The sequence below is a fragment of the Chryseobacterium sp. CH25 genome, assembly GCF_004119455.1.
Classification (GTDB): Bacteria; Bacteroidota; Bacteroidia; order Flavobacteriales; family Weeksellaceae; genus Chryseobacterium.
Genome location: NZ_NRQT01000002.1, coordinates 97,981 through 113,207 on the forward strand (window position 1 = coordinate 97,981; position 15,227 = coordinate 113,207).

At 35.8% G+C, this 15,227-nt stretch carries 16 protein-coding genes; 4 read left to right on the forward strand and 12 right to left on the reverse strand.

Going from position 1 to position 15,227, the window contains the following annotated elements:
- Window position 1: 1 nt before the first annotated feature.
- Both BOQ64_RS05850 and pdxA read right to left on the reverse strand, forming a co-directional pair.
- The gene (locus BOQ64_RS05850) at window positions 2-532 is read right to left on the reverse strand and encodes a YceD family protein (RefSeq protein ID WP_129054156.1); all 531 of its coding nucleotides are present in this window, start codon (window positions 530-532) and stop codon (window positions 2-4) included.
- 84 nt (window positions 533-616) lie between these two features.
- Window positions 617-1,708 (reverse strand): 4-hydroxythreonine-4-phosphate dehydrogenase PdxA, encoded by a 1,092-nt coding sequence (gene pdxA / locus BOQ64_RS05855; protein WP_129054158.1) that lies wholly within the window; start codon window positions 1,706-1,708, stop codon window positions 617-619.
- Between the two features lie 48 nt (window positions 1,709-1,756).
- On the opposite strand from pdxA, the gene BOQ64_RS05860 reads away from it, so the two are divergent.
- Genes BOQ64_RS05860 through BOQ64_RS05870 form a run of 3 tightly spaced genes read left to right on the forward strand, consistent with a single transcriptional unit; the run spans window position 1,757 to window position 4,501 of the window.
- Window positions 1,757-2,341, forward strand: coding sequence for a riboflavin synthase (locus BOQ64_RS05860; protein WP_129054160.1), 585 nt, complete (start codon window positions 1,757-1,759; stop codon window positions 2,339-2,341).
- Window position 2,342: 1 nt separating this feature from the next.
- On the forward strand, window positions 2,343-3,797 hold the full coding sequence (locus BOQ64_RS05865) for a sensor histidine kinase (protein ID WP_129054162.1): 1,455 nt from the start codon (window positions 2,343-2,345) through the stop codon (window positions 3,795-3,797).
- On the forward strand, window positions 3,797-4,501 hold the full coding sequence (locus tag BOQ64_RS05870) for a tRNA1(Val) (adenine(37)-N6)-methyltransferase (RefSeq protein WP_129054164.1): 705 nt from the start codon (window positions 3,797-3,799) through the stop codon (window positions 4,499-4,501). The genes BOQ64_RS05865 and BOQ64_RS05870 overlap by 1 nt, the downstream gene beginning before the upstream one ends.
- Window positions 4,502-4,532: 31 nt before the next feature.
- On the opposite strand, the gene BOQ64_RS05875 is transcribed toward BOQ64_RS05870, so the two are convergent.
- A complete protein-coding gene (locus BOQ64_RS05875; RefSeq protein ID WP_129054166.1) occupies window positions 4,533-5,243 on the reverse strand; it encodes a cell division ATP-binding protein FtsE in 711 nt (236 codons plus the stop codon).
- Between the two features lie 154 nt (window positions 5,244-5,397).
- Window positions 5,398-5,556 carry a 50S ribosomal protein L34 gene (rpmH, locus tag BOQ64_RS05880; RefSeq protein WP_039365072.1) on the reverse strand — a complete coding sequence of 53 codons (159 nt, stop codon included), beginning with the start codon at window positions 5,554-5,556 and terminating at the stop codon, window positions 5,398-5,400.
- Between the two features lie 234 nt (window positions 5,557-5,790).
- Between rpmH and BOQ64_RS05885 the strand changes: the two genes are divergently transcribed.
- A complete protein-coding gene (locus tag BOQ64_RS05885; protein WP_129054168.1) occupies window positions 5,791-6,795 on the forward strand; it encodes a DHH family phosphoesterase in 1,005 nt (334 codons plus the stop codon).
- Between the two features lie 60 nt (window positions 6,796-6,855).
- On the opposite strand, the gene BOQ64_RS05890 is transcribed toward BOQ64_RS05885, so the two are convergent.
- The 8 genes from BOQ64_RS05890 to tilS (BOQ64_RS05920) all read right to left on the reverse strand — a co-directional run bounded on the left by BOQ64_RS05890 (window position 6,856) and on the right by tilS (BOQ64_RS05920) (window position 15,201).
- Window positions 6,856-7,662 (reverse strand): patatin-like phospholipase family protein, encoded by an 807-nt coding sequence (locus BOQ64_RS05890; protein WP_129054170.1) that lies wholly within the window; start codon window positions 7,660-7,662, stop codon window positions 6,856-6,858.
- Between the two features lie 44 nt (window positions 7,663-7,706).
- The gene (locus tag BOQ64_RS05895; protein ID WP_129054172.1) at window positions 7,707-8,519 is read right to left on the reverse strand and encodes a hypothetical protein; all 813 of its coding nucleotides are present in this window, start codon (window positions 8,517-8,519) and stop codon (window positions 7,707-7,709) included.
- A 4-nt stretch (window positions 8,520-8,523) separates the two neighbouring features.
- Window positions 8,524-9,306, reverse strand: a complete 783-nt coding sequence (locus BOQ64_RS05900) for an alpha/beta fold hydrolase (RefSeq protein ID WP_129054174.1) — start codon at window positions 9,304-9,306, stop codon at window positions 8,524-8,526.
- 72 nt (window positions 9,307-9,378) lie between these two features.
- A complete protein-coding gene (locus tag BOQ64_RS05905) occupies window positions 9,379-9,897 on the reverse strand; it encodes a biopolymer transporter ExbD (RefSeq protein WP_129054176.1) in 519 nt (172 codons plus the stop codon).
- Between the two features lie 191 nt (window positions 9,898-10,088).
- Window positions 10,089-11,657: a T9SS type A sorting domain-containing protein gene (locus tag BOQ64_RS05910; RefSeq protein ID WP_129054178.1), complete on the reverse strand. Its 1,569-nt coding sequence runs from the start codon at window positions 11,655-11,657 to the stop codon at window positions 10,089-10,091.
- 133 nt (window positions 11,658-11,790) lie between these two features.
- Window positions 11,791-13,863, reverse strand: a complete 2,073-nt coding sequence (locus tag BOQ64_RS05915) for a protein-disulfide reductase DsbD family protein (RefSeq protein ID WP_129054180.1) — start codon at window positions 13,861-13,863, stop codon at window positions 11,791-11,793.
- Window positions 13,853-14,299, reverse strand: coding sequence for a tRNA lysidine(34) synthetase TilS (gene tilS / locus BOQ64_RS23750; protein WP_228448234.1), 447 nt, complete (start codon window positions 14,297-14,299; stop codon window positions 13,853-13,855). The genes BOQ64_RS05915 and tilS (BOQ64_RS23750) overlap by 11 nt, the downstream gene beginning before the upstream one ends.
- The gene (gene tilS / locus BOQ64_RS05920; protein WP_228448235.1) at window positions 14,296-15,201 is read right to left on the reverse strand and encodes a tRNA lysidine(34) synthetase TilS; all 906 of its coding nucleotides are present in this window, start codon (window positions 15,199-15,201) and stop codon (window positions 14,296-14,298) included. Before tilS (BOQ64_RS05920) ends, tilS (BOQ64_RS23750) begins: the two co-directional genes overlap by 4 nt.
- Between the last annotated feature and the right edge of the window lie 26 nt (window positions 15,202-15,227).

The following is a 15,227-nucleotide window of genomic DNA, read 5'->3' on the forward strand; positions in this document are numbered from 1 at the left end:
TTTAATTATTGTCTCTTAATTTTCTTAAAGCATCCCATCTCGGGTCACTTTCATGTTCTTCCTCTTCTGCTTCCTCAATATCTTTAGGACTGAACTGGTCAAGAATTTTGATATCTTCATCACTTACATTTGGTGAAATCTTTTTCATCGGGATAGAAAGCATTACATTTTCGTAGATCAAATGTGCTACGTTGAAAGCATGCTCCGCGGCAGGAATCGTAATAACATCTTCATTGCTGTCATCATATTCCTCCCCGAAATTCACCAAAATCTTGATTTCATTCTCAATAGGATAGTCGAAGTCTTCATTTGTAATATCACAAACTAGCTCAACCAAACCTTTTATCTTGATCTCAAACTCCAGAAAAGTAGTGTGCTTGTCTAATAAGACATCCACTTCTATTCTAGGATTTGTAAATTCCTGCTCAGTGTCAAATAATTGAAAGAACGTTTTATCTATCTCAAACTTGAACTCGTGTTTTCCGTTTTTAAGTCCGGAAAAGCTTACGTCATAGTTTCTTAACTTGTCCATAAAATGAGTGTGCAAAAATATGCATTTTTTTTATAATAACAAATAAAATCTAAAACAAATTAATTTAAAATTTGTTTTAACGGTTTATGCATCAGTTTCCTCAGGCAGATCCTCGTCAATTCCATTATCAACAGCCATTTTTCTTGGCTGCATACGGTTGTCCATCAGCTCGCTGTATTCACTTCTGTTCTTGAAAACCTTAATAGCTGTGAAAATAGCTTCCATAAAACTCTGTTCATCAGCAATATTTTTTCCCGCAATATCATAGGCAACTCCGTGATCCGGAGAAGTTCTGATAAATGGAAGCCCTGCTGTATAATTTACTCCTTCTTCATAAGCAAGAGTTTTGAACGGAGCTAATCCCTGATCGTGATACATGGCTAACACTGCATCAAAGTTTCTGTATTTGTTCGGTTGGAAGAAACTGTCTGCCGGGAAAGGGCCAAATGTCAGGATTCCATTGTCTGAAAGTTCCTGAATAGCCGGGCTGATGATTTCTATTTCTTCAGTTCCTATTACTCCACCGTCGCCTGCATGTGGGTTCAGTCCCAAAACTGCAATTTTTGGCTTCTGAATACAGAAATCCTCAATAAGCGTTTGGTTTAATACTCTGATCTGTTTTTTGATTTTTTCTTTGGAAATGTTCTCTGCTACTTTCGCAATAGGAATATGGTGGGTAGATACAGCTACTTTAAGATCCTCAGTTACCAGGAACATTAATCCTTTTTTACTGAATTTTTCTTCGAAATATCCGGTGTGTCCGGCATGTTTGAAGCCCATCTTTACCATTTCATCCTTGTTGATTGGAGCTGTTACCAGAACATCAATGTCTCCTTTCATTAAAGCCTCGGTTGCTGCTTCCAAAGAATCAATCGCCATTTGAGTGGATTCTTCTGTAGGAACTCCCAACTCAACGTTAACATTTTCTTTGGTAAGATTCACCATATTCAGCTTGCCGGCTTGTGCCTGAGACGCTTCATTTACGTAGTTGAAATTAAGATTCAACTTGAAAATGTTTTTCTGATAAGTGAATAATTTTCCCGAACCAAAAATTACAGGAGTGAAAAAATCTGTAATGGTTTTGTCTTTCAGAGACTTCATAATGATCTCCGGACCGATGCCGTTGAAATCACCGATTGAAATTCCTACTCGTACTTTATGGTTTTTTGGGCTCATTTTGATTATCTTTGAAGATTATAATTTACAAATTTAGCAAAAAATAATATGTTCACAGGAATTATTGAAGCAGTTGGTGTTATTGAAAAGATTGAAGAGAAAGGAAGCAACATAGATTTCACCCTGACATGCCCTTTTACAAACGAACTTAAAATCGATCAGAGCTTAGCTCACAACGGATGCTGCCTTACTGTGGTTGAGATTAAAGACAACCAATATGTAGTAACAGCCATTAACGAAACCCTTGAAAAGACCAACCTTGGGAAATGGGAAGTAGGAAGTGTTGTGAATCTTGAACGTTGCATGAAAATGGATGGAAGACTGGATGGTCACATCGTTCAGGGACATGTTGATAAAACAGGAGAGGTGGTAGGAATTGAAAATAAAGACGGAAGCTATTTTATTACGATGAAATATGAAGCTGACGGAAATTTCGTAACTGTACCTCAAGGCTCTATTACTGTAAATGGAATCAGTTTAACCGTAGCAAAAAGTGAGGATGCTCAGTTCTCTGTTGCTATTATTCCTTACACATGGGAATTTACCAATATGCAGCACCTGAAAATTGGTGATAAAGTGAACCTGGAATTTGATATCATTGGTAAGTATATTGCTAGGTTAATTAAAAAGTAGGATGTCGTTAAATAAGTATAAAGGATATAGTTTAAGGAACCGTGTGTTTTTCGGTTTCTTATTGGTATGCTTTTTAAGTGTTGTGGCAACATCACTGGTTCCTTATTTTGTATTGAGAAATAACTCCCTGCAGCAGAGTAATATTGATATGCAGGAGAAAACCAATGCGGTAATGAGGTATCTGGATTATGCCGTAAGCCGCACATTGGTGGAAACAAAAGATCTGCCTAAGGTTTTAGGGAATAAGATCTTTGAGATTGCGGATATTAACCAGCATGATATTGTTATTTATGATCTGAAGGGAAATTATGTGCTTTCCAACAAAGACGAGAGCCTCATCGATCAGAAAACACTTTCTATGGAAATTATCAACAAAATTCTGTCTACGGATGCAAGAGTTGATATGACCAGATATGATGCTGCCAAAGATGCCAAGCTTACCTCTTCCTATCTTTTGCTGAAGAATAATGAACTGGAGCCTATAGGTATCGTTTATATTCCCTTATACCATAACGAATCTGCTTACCTGGAAGTATTGCACCAATATGTAAAATATATTCTTTTAGTGGATATATTTCTTATCCTGTTCAGTATCTGGATAAGCTGGGTAACTTCTAACAGTCTTGCAAAAACCATTACGAAGTTTTCTGATATGATTACCCGTATTACATTGTTTGAAAATGAAATGCGTCCTATCAGATATTATAAAAATGATGAATTGAATGCTCTGGCAAGAGCTTACAACAGAATGATCCTGCAGATTCAGGATCAAAAAGAAAGGTTAAGATTTAAAGCTTCAGAAGAAGCGTGGAGAGAAATGGCGAAACAGGTTGCTCACGAGGTGAAGAATCCGCTTACTCCTATGAAACTTACCATTCAGAATTTTGAAAGAAAATTTGATCCGGAAGATCCGAATATCAAAGAAAGAGTAAAGCAGATGAGTAAAACAATGGTAGATCAGATCGATCTGATTGCTACCGTAGCTTCTGCATTCTCGGAATTTGCCAAGCTTCCTGAAAAAAATAATGAAGTGATCAATCTGAATACAGAAGTTGAAGATATCCTTCGTGTATTCAATGATGACAGTATCTTTATGCATGCGAACAAGAGTAATATTATGATTAATATGGATAGAATTTATCTGTCCAGGATCATTACCAACCTTGTTACCAATGCCAAGCAGGCAGAGAGTGATGAGAGAAAATTAATTATCAATGTTGATGTAGAACAGCATCAGCGAAGAGTAATTGTCTCTGTTCAGGACAACGGAGTGGGAATTCCTGAAAGTATGTATGAGAGAATTTTTGAACCTAATTTTACGTCAAAAACCAGCGGAATGGGGCTTGGGTTATCTATGGTGAGAAAAATGATCGAAGATTATAAAGGAGAGATCTCTGTGAAATCTGAAGTAGGGAAGGGGTCTACATTCATCATTACATTACCTACCAATTTATAGTGAAGCCTTTTACATTTAAGCAATTTAAAATCCAGCAATCCAAAGAAGTCTTCCGGATAGGAACAGACGGAGTTTTGCTTGGGGTATTAGCAGATATAGAATCTGCTTTTCGTGTTTTGGAAGTAGGTACAGGGACAGGATTGATTTCATTGATGTTAGCGCAAAGAAACCTGCAGGCGGATTTTTTAGGGTTGGATATTAATGAAGAGGCTGTTGCGCTTACAAAGCTCAATTTTGAAAGTGCTCCTTTCCATGCGAGACTGAAAAATATTCATCAGGACTTTAAAGCTTTTGAAACAGAAGAAAGATTTGATCTGATTGTTTCTAACCCGCCTTATTTTGAAGAATCCGGATCTGATAAAGATAAGATTGCGCGTCAGACAGTAGAATTGAATTTCAGACAGCTTATTACTCAATCTGCTCGTTTTTTATCTGAAAATGGCCTTCTTTCAGTAATTATTCCGATAGAGGCCGGTGAGGCCTTTATTTCAATTGCTGAAGAAAATAATCTATTTCTGGCCAGAAGAGTTAATATTCAAGGTATTGAAAATTCAAAAACAAAAAGATTGGTTCTGGAGTTTTCTTTAACGGAAAAAGAACTTCTTGAATCTGATTTTATTATAGAAAAAAGTCCGAGAAAATACTCGGACCAATATCTTGAACTCACCAAGGAGTTTCATATTTTTAAAGGGAGTGAAGATTAGAAAAAACGTCTGTAATTTCTAATCTTTATTCTTATTCAAATAATTCAGCAGTATCTAATACAGATACTTTTCCATCTTCACATCTGATAGCTTCACCAGGGAAGTTCTGAATCATATGGTAATCGTGAGTTGCCATTACTACAGCAGCACCGTTTTCAAGGGCAACCTGCTTTAATAAGGTCATAATTTCATTGGAAGTCTCAGGGTCAAGGTTTCCCGTTGGCTCATCTGCAAGAATAAGATCCGGGTGGTTAAGAAGGGCTCTTGCGATTGCAATACGCTGCTGCTCACCTCCGGAAAGTTCGTGTGGCATTTTGTGCTTTTTGCTCTTCATGTTCACACTTCCCAGTACTTCATTAATTCTGTCTTCCATTTTGGTTTTGTCATTCCATCCTGTAGCTTCCAGAACGAATTTAAGGTTCTTTTCAACTGTTCTGTCGGAAAGTAACTGGAAATCCTGGAATACAATTCCTAATTTTCTTCTTAAGTTAGGAATGTCAGATGGTTTTAGTTTAGCCAGATCAAATCCTACCACAGATCCATGTCCTGAAGCTAATGGAATGTGCCCATAAAGCGTTTTAAGAAGGGAACTTTTTCCGGAACCTGTTTTTCCAATAAGATAGCAGAATCTACCTTTTTTAATATTAAGATTTACATCAGAAAGAACAGTAAAGTTTTTTTGGGCAATTTTTGCATGCTGTAAACTTATAATATTGTCTCCGGAGATATTTGTATGTGGCATAATTTAATTTTAAAGGCTATTTCTAACAAAATTTTTTCAATCTTTAAAAATAGAAAAAAGAAGTCTATCTGACTCTAATTTTAATAAATTTTAACAACAAAAAATGCCTGAAAAGGAACTTTTCAAGCATGTTTTGTATATGATAATAAAAAGATTATCTCTTAGCGCGTGCAGCACTTACAGTTAAACTCTTTCTGCCTTTAGCTCTTCTCGCAGCCAAAACTCTTCTTCCATTTGGCGTAGACATTCTTTCTCTGAAACCGTGTTTGTTTCTTCTTTTTCTTTCTGATGGCTGGAATGTTCTTTTACTCATTACTATATGTTTAAATCGTAATTAATCTATTAATTTTCAGGTTGCAAAGATATAGAAATTTTTATAAGATACAAACTTTAATAATCTTTTTTTGAAAATATTTGGAATGTTTTTTAATCAAATACTTACAAAGCCTGATAGGAAACTAAATTCCGGATGCAAAAATAATATTTAAATGATTTATATAAAAGCTCTATCTTTGAAAACTTTAATTTTAACGAAAATAAACACAAGATGTTTACACCAGCAGAACTTTTAGAGATCAATACATTACTAACACCTGAAAACAAAATAGTTATTCTTACTCACTATAATCCGGATGGTGATGCTATTGGTTCCAGTCTGGGATTGAAACATTATTTAAGAGCAAAAGGAATCTTTGCAGAGGTAATTGTACCGAACGATTTTCCAAAGTTTTTGAAATGGATGCCGGAGGCAAAAAAAGTGATTATTGCAGAGTACAAAAGAAAAGTGGCTGCTGATATGATTGCGGCTGCCGATGTTATTTTCTGTCTTGATTTTAATTCTCCTTCAAGAATTGGATTATTAGGTGACTGGTTGGTAAAGGCGCAGGGAAAGAAAATTCTTATTGACCACCACCAGCAGCCAGAGCCGTTTGATTTTGTATATTCAGATACTGTAATTCCTGCCACTTCACAGATGATTTATCACTTCATTGAAGCAATGAATGATGAAAAACTCGTGAATCTGGATATGGCAGAATGTATGTATACTGGAATTATGACGGATACAGGAGGTTTCCGTTTCCGTTCTACCAGTGCAACTACCCATAGAATTATCGCTAATTTAATAGAAAAAGGAGCAGATCCGGCGATGATTACTTCCAACACCTGGGACACCAATACAGTTTCCCGTCTCCATTTACTGGCTTTAGTTTTAGGAAGAATTGAAGTGGTGAATGATGGAAGAGTAGCTATTCTAAGCCTTACAAGAAACGAACTTAAAGAATTTGGTTTCCAGAAAGGAGATACAGAAGGTTTCGTAAATTACGGATTAAGTATTGCCGGAGTGAAAATGTCTGCCTTCTTTATGGAAGATTTGTATGAAGATTTTATCAAAATTTCATTCAGAAGTAAAGATGATGTAGATGTGAACCAGTTCTCCAGAAAATACTTTAACGGTGGCGGGCACATCAATGCTGCAGGTGGTAAATCAATGGATTCTTTGCCGGGAACTATAGAAATATTCAAAGCAAGATTAATCGAAGAAAATTTGTAGAAAGAGTAAAAGAAAGTTTTGTAGAGATTGCAGTTAAACCTTGTGAACTCTCTTAAACTCTCAAACCTTTTTATATCCTTTTTCCTCAAGTTCAATACAAGTATATTCGTATACCTGCTGAAACATTTCGTCCATATATTTCTTGTTGAAAAGACTGAATTTCGTCATTTTGGGCGGGTCTAAAAAAATATTGCAGTATTTCACCTTAGAATAGACGGATTTTGCAATCGCTAAATGGAGGATTCTGTCAAATTCTTTCATCAGACTCATTTTGTTTAATTCATCATAGCTTATTGAGTTCACGTGAGAGGCAATCAGGAAATTGCATTTGTCCATAATGGGTTCTATAGGGAGATTATCAAGAACACCGCCATCTACATAAATCTTTTCACCTATTCTTACTGGTGGCAGGATGAACGGTACGCTTGATGAAGCTAAAAGTGGAGTAAAAAGTTCACCTTCTGAGAAAAAATCCACAATTCCATGAGTCATTTCAGTGGTGGCTACATACACAGGGATTTTCAGGATGTTAAAATTGTCTTCCGGGAAATAATCTTTGAAGAGTTTTAAAATAAAATTAGAGCTGAAAATTCCATTTTTCGATAACTTCAGTGCTGATCGTGAAAAAAATGAAGTCTGCTTCACAATTTCCATCATTTCATCCGGCGTTTTCCCAAACGAATAAAAAGCTGCGATAATAGAACCTGCGCTGGTTCCTGAAATAATGTGTGGTTTAAGATTGTATTCTTCCAGAGCTTTTAAAACAGCAATATGTGCAATTCCACGCATTCCTCCGCCTGAAAGTGTAAGCCCGATAACCGGTGGCGGCTTCGGTGGTGTCTTTTTTTTGAACGAGAATATTCCCATTGAGAAAATTATACCTTACTAATATACAGGAATTTTCTTAATGTTTATGGCTCATCACATTCAGAATCAATTTTAATGAAAAGTGCGTTGAATTCATTATTCATCTTTTCATCGCGGGAAACTCTCTGGACTTTATCGTTGGCACAGTTTCCCCAACCGAAGGTAATCAGATCAATGAACGCAAAGTCTCTTTTATCTGATGAGTTAAGACGTTCGTTAAATTCATTCATGATACGTTCCGGGCTGGCATTTCCTTTACTCATGTTTTCACGGAGTTTTTTCCATTCTGAAAACATCTGTTCATCTGTTGAATTTAATGCTTTGGAGAAATGAGAGCAATTATTATTTTTGAGAAGGATAGAAGGGTCAGAGTAAGCTATGATCTGAATTTTTTCCATTTCATAAGATTGAACAAGTTCTTCATAACTCTTTTGTTTAATGTGTTGCCAGTAGGGAGTATTGACTACTTTCAGATTCATAATCTGAGCTTTCTTTTCTGCAAAATCTTTATCCAGTTTTGCAAGAATCTGATCTTTATTGTTTCTTATTTCATTAAGATCTTTGAGGTTATTGACGAAAGGAGTATCCAGTAGGGACCCGCTCAATTCAAACCAAAGTTTATAAGTATCTTCAAGCTCTTTTCTGGAATATTTATTACTGTCGAAATACCCTTTATTGTCACATAGCTCCGTTCCGAAATTAAATATTTCCTGCTTAGGCTGAACATTGACTACTGTATCCGTTTTTAAAGATGATACCTGAGCAGAATCCGCTACTGCAGGGGCAGGAGTTGATTGGTTATCTTTTTTACAGCTTAAAAATGAAAGCAGAAGGATAGAAGTGAGTGCAATTCTCATGGGTTTACAATACCAATTTTTTAGGAAGATTATGCAGAAGTTCCGTATTGATGATTTCGGCACAGATTCCAGGTTTTTCCCAGTGACCGTTGTGGCCACAGTCTAATACATAGGATTTGATATTCGTTCTGTCTGGAAGGTTTTTGATTGTAATATCTGTTTTTACAGCATTGTCATGCTTGCCAGCCAGAACAAGAATTTTAGCTTCCAGATTTTGCATAATATGTTTTTTATCTGTTCTTTCTACCATGCCTTTTACGCAGGCAAGAGCTCCCATATTGTTGGTAGAAAGTGCGGTTTCCAGTGCTGTTTCAATTTTCCCTTCAAGAATGTCTCTTTCATTAGGATTGAACAGATTGGGAATTCCGGCTCTGGCATAGTGGGCAAAGGCATCTTTAATGATTCTGTAGCTTTTGATGCGTTGTTGTTTCTTCTCTTCATCATCAGGAAAATAAGTGGAGAAGAAAAGGGTTAAGCTCTTCAGTGAGTCTGGGTATTTTTCTGCAAAAGCCAGAGAAGTATAGCCACCCATAGAGTGTCCTAATAAATGTACTTTCTCTACATTCTGATCATCCAATACTTTTTTCACTTCATCAGCCATCAATTCCATAGTGTGAATTTCTCCCAGAATTTCGGATTGTCCGTGACCGGGAAGATCAATTTTTAAGAGTGAAAAATCCTTGGAAAGATGAGGCTCCATATCACTCCAAATCGATAGGTTTTCCATAAAACCATGGAGGAGTACCAACATTTCTTTTCCATTTCCTTTTCTTTCAAAGTTCAGCATGATTCCAAAATTTTAGAGGTTAACCTTTCAAATGTAAACAAAAAAGAGCATTTTTAAAATGCCCTTTCTTTTTTATTGAGTTAATTCTTTATAAACCTTTGTTTCCCATGGTTTGATATCTGTCACTCCATAACGTTCTTTTTTAGCAATCGCCAGGTTGTCCAGCATATCTACAAAATTTTTGTAGTTGGCTTCATCAGTAGGTTTGATAATTACTGTGAAAATTTCCGGTTTTGGAGCATTTTGATAAGCTTCGGAAATGATTTTTGAAATTTTTATACCACTGAAATCTGTTTCTTTAAGATTTGAAGTGTTTAAATCCGTCGCATTGCTTTGATGATAAAAAACACGATTGTCTTTTCCCAAGATAAATGTGACCTGGTTTTTTTGATTCATTACAACGGGTCCAGTTGGGGGAGTTCCATTCGCAGGAAGTCCCAGATCCATCACGTTGGGTTTTGTAAAATTAGTAGTGAACATAAAGAAAGTGATAAGTAAGAATCCAAGGTCTACCATAGGAGTCATATCTACTCTGATTAATTTTTTCTTTTGCTTGCCACCCTGTTTCTCTTGTGCGATTACTTCGGCCATAATTCATATTTTAAATTGTTAAACGGTATTTGATGAAAACTTTGAAAATCCGATCGTGATTTTGAAGAGTTGATACAAAGTTGATGCCTAAAATTCAAAATATTTAATAATTTAACGTTTTTGTTGCGTCATTGTGTTTAAATGATGTTAAATTAATACGTTGTATTTTTATTAAGTTGTTTGAATCCTATTTATTTCCTGATAATTATTTTTTCAGAGAAAATCATTTCTTCCTTAATTTTTACTTGTATATGATAGAGTTCACCAGGAAAAGCAGAAGTATTTATTCTTATTTTTTCTTCCTGGTATTTTTGTGTAAAAATTTTTCTTCCCGCCATATCTGTTATGATAATTTCAGTAGGGAAATCTATTGGCAGACGATCTACATAGATGAAATCGCTTGCTGGGTTAGGGTATAAGATAGGAGAGAGTTTGGGTTTTGTTACAGGAGATTCTTCTGGTTTTTTGAATGGATCTGGGCCTAATTTTACAATCCATGCATCATGGTATAGATAGTTAGGATTTTCGTTGTCACCACTTTGAGTTCCATGGTTCCCGGAAACATCTCCATCATTGGAATCTGAAACTCCAGCAATAAGATATCCATTATCCTGAGTCTGTATGGCGGAGAACACTAGATCATTTCCTGTTCCGCCAAGCGATTTTTGCCATTGGAGATTTCCTATGTCATCCGTTTTTATAACCAAATAATTTAAATCACTTTGATTATCCATTATTTGTGGGTCTTTAGAATTTGAAGTTGCTGCAATGAAGTATCCATTATCAGAAGTTTGTTGGATTGATTTTGCAATTTCCAACTTGCTTCCTCCAAAGAATTTCTGCCATTGTGTATCTCCAGTGCTGCTTAACTTTATGATCCAGATATCAGAATCCATAAAAGTTTTTCCGTAAATCCCTGCAGCAATATAGCCTCCGTCCTTAGTTTGTTGTATGGATTTGGCAACATCAGGATTAGGGCCTCCAAAGGTTTTTTGCCATTGTATATTTCCAAGTGCATCTAATTTTACGATCCACCAATCAAAGAATCCATAGGTTTGTGTAATATCTCCATCTGCAGCATCCCCAATGCTTCCTGCAATGATATATCCGCCATCGGAAGTTTGCCGAATAGAGTTGGCTTCTTCAGTTGAGCTTCCGCCCAGACATTTTTGCCATTGTATATTGCCGGTAGGATCTAATTTTACGATCCAAAAATCATTTAATCCATGGTTTCCGGAGACATCTCCATCAACAGAGTAAGTTGTTCCTGCAACAATATATCCGCCATCGGAAGTTTGTTGAACATCTAATGCATTATCAGCATTGCTTCCACCTAAGGATTTTTGCCACTGTATATTTCCATTATGATCTAATTTTACAATCCAGAAGTCAGTTGCTCCGCGGTTTTTCTCTGTAGGGGTTGTCATACCTACAAAAATATAGCCACCATCAGATGTTTGCTGTATGGAAAAGGCCAAATCATATAGGCTTCCGCCAATACATTTTTCCCATTGTATTATGCCCTTTGGGTCTGCTTTTACCACCCATGCATTTCGTTTTCCGTTATTGTTTGTAATGTCTCCATCTTTAGAAAAGGTGGAGCCGGCAAAAATATACCCCCCATCAGTAGTAGATTGGATAGATTCAAATCGATCTGCTTCACTGCCTCCATAAGCTCTTTGCCATTGAATTGAAGGAGCTGTCTGAGCGGTTAGTAAGAGTGTGATGAAGAATGAAAGAATAATGTAGAGTTTTCTCATAAATATTTGGTTTGGTATTAGTTATTCAAATATAATTAATTTTATGCATTTGATAATCTATTGTTTAATATTTTAATTTTACCATAAAAAACTCACACTATGTAAGTGTGAGTTCATTATTTATATTAATAAATTATTTATTTGCTTTTTTGAAGTAATTCACTCCGCATTCCAGGAACTTCTTGAAGTCTTCCTTCGGCATATATCCGGAAACAGGTGTATTGATTACTTTCCCATCAGGAGTGATTAAAACATAGTGAGGCTGGGAGTTGTTATTAAAGTTAACCTGCTGGAACAAGCTCCATCTGTCTCCAATTGTTTTAACCTTTTTGATTTGTCCGTCTCCAAGATCAATCTTTGTTTTTTGATCTTCAGGAAGCTCTTCTTTGTCATCTACATACAGAGAAGCCAAGACAACATCATTTTGAAGGATAGGTAAAATATCCGGTTCACTCCATACAAATTCTTCCATCTTTCTACAGTTTTCACAACCGTAACCGGTGAAGTCAATTAAGATAGGTTTGTTTTCTTTTTTAGCGATTTCTATCGCTTTAAAGAAATCGTGTTCAGGATGCATTCCTAAAATTCCATCTTTTTCATCGTGAAAATAGCTAACATTCAATGGAGGCAGAATACCGCTTAATAACTGAAGTTTTGGACGGTCAGATGGAATTAATCCCTGGATCAGGTAGATCACAAAACCGAATCCTAATACCCCTAATATTTTTCTGGTGATTGATATTTTAGGCTTTTTATCATCATGTGGAAATCTGATTAATCCGAATAAGTATAAAGCTAATCCTAAAGCAACAATGATCCAGATCGCAATGAAAAGCTCTCTTTTTAAGAAGAAAGTCTTCGATACAAGGTCTGCTTTTGATAAGAATTTTAAAGCTAGAGCTAGTTCTACGAAACCTAACACTACTTTTACCGTATTCATCCATCCACCTGATTTCGGAAGACTCTGTAATGCCTGCGGGAATAAAGCCAATAATCCGAAAATGATAGCCCATGCTAACCCGAACCCAGCCAAGGCAAATGTTAATAACATCGGAACATTAGAAGAACCGGTTACAGCACTTCCTAATAAACTTCCCAGGATAGGACCTGTACATGAGAAAGAGACAATAACCAGCGTTAATGCCATAAAGAAGATACCGATGATACCTCCTGCTTCCTCAGCTTTTGAAGACTTATTGGCAATAGAGCTAGGTAATGTAATATCATAATACCCGAAGAAACTTCCGGCAAAGAAGATAAATATGATAAAGAAGGCAATATTCAGCCATACACTTGTAGAGATCTCATTGAAGATATTTCCTGCAATTCCGTCAATAATGTGGAAAGGAATACTCAATAAAACGAAAATAAGAAGAATGAAAAAACCATAGATCAAAGCATCTCTTTTTCCTTTAGCCTTGTCCTTACTTCCTTTTGTGAAGAATGAAACCGTTAAAGGAATCATAGGGAATACACATGGCGTCAGTAAAGCGATTAATCCACCGATGAAACCTAAGAATAAATAAGTCCAGTAGTTTTCATCTACCTTTGTAGAAGCTGTTCCACAATCTGTTAATGGTTTTTTGAAATCAAGAGTCTCAATTTTCAGCTGCTTAGGATCCAGAGTTGAGGTTTCTGCAATGGTAACCTCAGTTTTGGCAGGTGTTTCAGTAACTGTTTCAACAGCTTTTACAGAATCTTTTGCAGGTTCTGTAGTTTCTTCAGTAGCAGCTTCCTCTGTAGCTCCTTTTGGAGTCATTTTTTGATTGAATTCTAAAGTATTCGGAGCAAGACAAACCCTGTCATCACAGGTCTGATAAGTGATTTCAGAAGTAACATCTGCAGGTTTTGTAGGATCCTTCAGCTTAAATTTCTGTTTGAAACCCGCTGTATTGGAATAAAAAACAATGGTTCCGCCGAATGCTTCAGAAAATTCTTCATGTTTCTTTCCTACTTCCGTAAATTTTCCGATCAGCTCAATATTCTTTCCGGAAACTTTGTACTCAGTAGGGATTCCTGTATCTTCGGGAAGATCTTTTGAGTAGATATGCCATCCTTTTTCCATGGTGGCATTCAAAACCGCTTCATACTGGTTGTTACCCAGGTCGTTGATGGTAAATTTAAACTTTACAGGATTTTTAATCTGTGCATTAATTCCTGTTGCTAAAAAGAGTAGAATTAATAAAAACCAATTTCTAAATTTCATTTTTCGTTTCATTAAAAATTTTGAGAATACGTTCTGTTTTCTCATCCTTTGCATATCTTCTATCCTGTCTGAAAGGAATGATTCCAAGTACAGAATTATTACTGTCAGACAATATCCAAATTTTTTGCCTCGCTAAAATAGATAATTTTTCGTCCCTAAAAAATTTAGAAACTTTCTTTTTCCCTGAAAAACCAGTAGGATAAAATTCATCACCATCCTGATGTTTTCTCAAACGCAGTGGAAACTGAATTTTTTCAGCATCAAAATCCCATTCCATATTTTTATTGATTCCATCAATGTCTTCAATAGAATCCTGAAGGTTGATGCTGATATGGCTTTCCGAGAAATCAAAACGGTCAATCAGTACAATTTCGTGTATATTTTCAGTTTTTTTATTTGTATTAATAAAGATTAGTTCATCTCTGTTTACAATCAACTGATAGTCTTTCGAAAAAAAGAACTGTTGTTTTCTGCCTTAAAAATTTTAGGGATTTCTTCTTCCTGATTAAACCCGTATTTTTTTAAAATCTCAAACTTAACAAAATCGCTTTCCTGATCCAGCTTTTCCTTTGATAAGATTTTATGGTCTTGGTTAAATACAGTAAGCGTATTTTCTATTTCCTGAATCTGTTTCTGAACAAAATCTTTGGTCTGATTCAGATATGAAGCACTCTTTTTGAAGTTTTCCAGAAAATGATCGTTGGTTTCCTGTAATTTCGGAACAATTTCATTTCTGATCTTGTTTCTCAGATAATCACTTTTTTTATTGGAAAGATCTTCCCGGAATTCAATATTGTTTTCTTCAGCAAATTGATAAATTTCCTGCTTTGAGAATTCCAGAAGAGGGCGAAGAATAAAGTTGTCATTAGCTGGAATGCCACTCAGCCCATTAATTCCTGCTGCCTTGGAAAGATTGATAATAAATGTTTCCAGTTGATCGTTCAGATGATGAGCCGTAACCAAGAATTTAAGATTTTCTTTTTCCTGAATTTCCTTAAAAAAAGCATACCTAAGCTCTCTTGCCCAAAGCTGAATAGAATTTTCCGGTTTTTTATCCTTTTCCGAAACTTCATACAGATGAAACCTGATATGATTTTTCTCACAAAAATTCTGTACTACTTTTTGATCCCTATCTGAATCCTCTCCACGAAGTTTATAATTAATATGGGCAATCTGGAATGAGTATTCTGAATATTGTTTTTCATCTCTCAAATCCCTGAATAAAAAGGCTAGAACCATAGAGTCTGCACCTCCGCTCACTGCTAAAAGGAATGTGTGATTTTCAGGTTGATAAATAAGATTTTCTAATTGTTTTCTGAAGTTTGATTTTTCCAACATAGGTGTTGAGAATTTCTTTTATACAA